Genomic DNA, 1,849 nt, shown 5'->3' with positions numbered 1-1,849 from the left:
GATAGTGATGGGGTGGACGCCCCCTCGACGGCATCGATGTGCCAGAATGGTGGTGTTTGACAGCCACCGTAAGAGAGGGAGCGTCCACAATGGAAGTTAACACGATCGGATTGGACCTAGCGAAGAATGTGTTTCAGGCGCATGGAGCCGATGCGGCGGGCGCCATTGTTTTCCGCAAGCAACTGCGACGCGACAAGGTGCTTGCGTTTCTCGCTGGGCAGCCGGCCTGCTTGGTCGCCATGGAGGCCTGTTCTGGGGCGCATCACTGGGCGCGCGAGATCGGCAAGCTCGGGCACACCGTTCGTCTGATCCCGCCATCCTATGTGAAGCCTTTCGTGAAGCGGCAGAAGAACGACGCCGCCGATGCCGAGGCGATCTGCGAGGCCGCGCAGCGGCCGACCATGCGCTTTGTCGCCGTGAAGAGTGAGGAGGAGCAGGCGAGTGCGGCCGTATTCCGGGCTCGTGATCTGCTGGTGCGGCAGCGCACCCAGACGATCAACGCCTTGCGCGGCCATCTTGCAGAATATGGACTGGTCGTTGCCCAGGGCCCTTCACATACTGCCAAGCTGATGGAAAAGGTAGAGGATCCTGAGGGCGATCTGCCAGAAGCAGCCCGCCTGGCCCTCACCGTGCTGGTCGATACGCTGAGATCGCTGGAGGAAAGGATCAAGCAGCTCGATGCCGAGATTGCACGGCGTGCCCGAGAGGATGAAGACGTGCGGCGGTTGGCAACAATCCCCGGCGTTGGTCCGATAACGGCAACGGCTCTGGTTGCACTGGCGCCTTGCGCCGCAATCTTCCGAAAGGGGCGCGACTTCGCCGCTTGGCTGGGCCTGACGCCGCTGCAACGCTCAACCGGCGGTAAACAGAAGCTCGGTGCAACATCGAAGATGGGCGAGCGTACATTGCGGCGCCTGCTTATCATCGGAGCGAGCGCTGTCGTGCGTCATGCTCGTCGGCGAGGCATTCGGGAAGGATCGTGGCTTGGGCGCATGCTCGCCCGCAAGCCGCCAATGCTTGTGGTCGTCGCTCTTGCCAACAAGATGGCCCGCATCGTCTGGGCGCTCATGGCAAGAGGTGGGACCTACAGGGCTCCGGCCGTGGCAGCATAGCAGCTCGGTCTGAGGTCGTCGCAGGTGTAGGAAGGTCACACGGAGAGGTATGGCGCGACAGTCGATGAGAGACGGATCGGAAAAACCAGTTCAGCACAGAGCGCTTCGAGCGCGCGGTAGTGATATGGATCCGATCGGCGAACTCCCATACGGGCCGGCGGCAAATGGAAGGCCGCATCAGAGGCCGGACAGATGTCAGCACCCGACTACGCGCCGCTATACTGCCTTTCGAAGATTCTTCTTGCGCTCACGGGGGCGTCCACAGATGTCGTGCGTCATGCTCGTCGGCGAGGCATTCGGGAAGGATCGTGGCTTGGGCGCATGCTCGCCCGCAAGCCGCCAATGCTTGTGGTCGTCGCTCTTGCCAACAAGATGGCCCGCATCGTCTGGGCGCTCATGGCAAGAGGTGGGACCTACAGGGCTCCGGCCGTGGCAGCATAGCAGCTCGGTCTGAGGTCGTCGCAGGTGTAGGAAGGTCACACGGAGAGGTATGGCGCGACAGTCGATGAGAGACGGATCGGAAAAACCAGTTCAGCACAGAGCGCTTCGAGCGCGCGGTAGTGATATGGATCCGATCGGCGAACTCCCATACGGGCCGGCGGCAAATGGAAGGCCGCATCAGAGGCCGGACAGATGTCAGCACCCGACTACGCGCCGCTATACTGCCTTTCGAAGATTCTTCTTGCGCTCACGGGGGCGTCCACAGATGTGCTGAAGGTTCTGCAAAAAGTTTTGGA

1 protein-coding gene and 1 pseudogene are annotated in these 1,849 nt (G+C 61.8%); both read left to right on the top strand.

Translation table 11 applies throughout. The features are described from left to right. The first annotated feature begins 89 nt into the window (after positions 1-89). A complete protein-coding gene (locus NKJ81_RS32450) occupies positions 90-1,112 on the top strand; it encodes an IS110 family RNA-guided transposase (RefSeq protein WP_352500826.1) in 1,023 nt (340 codons plus the stop codon). Between the two features lie 297 nt (positions 1,113-1,409). Then, a pseudogene (locus NKJ81_RS32445) lies at positions 1,410-1,553 on the top strand (IS110 family transposase); the annotation flags it as partial. Positions 1,554-1,849: the final 296 nt, after the last annotated feature.

It is taken from the genome of Mesorhizobium sp. M0018, assembly GCF_040323955.1.
GTDB lineage: Bacteria > Pseudomonadota > Alphaproteobacteria > Rhizobiales > Rhizobiaceae > Mesorhizobium.
This window is presented reverse-complemented; position numbering and strand designations above follow the sequence as displayed.

What these genes read in the sequence shown, in the direction of transcription:
- NKJ81_RS32450 (WP_352500826.1), top strand. Translation starts at nt 90, where the DNA reads ATGGAAGTTAACACGATCGGATTGGACCTAGCGAAGAATGTGTTTCAG.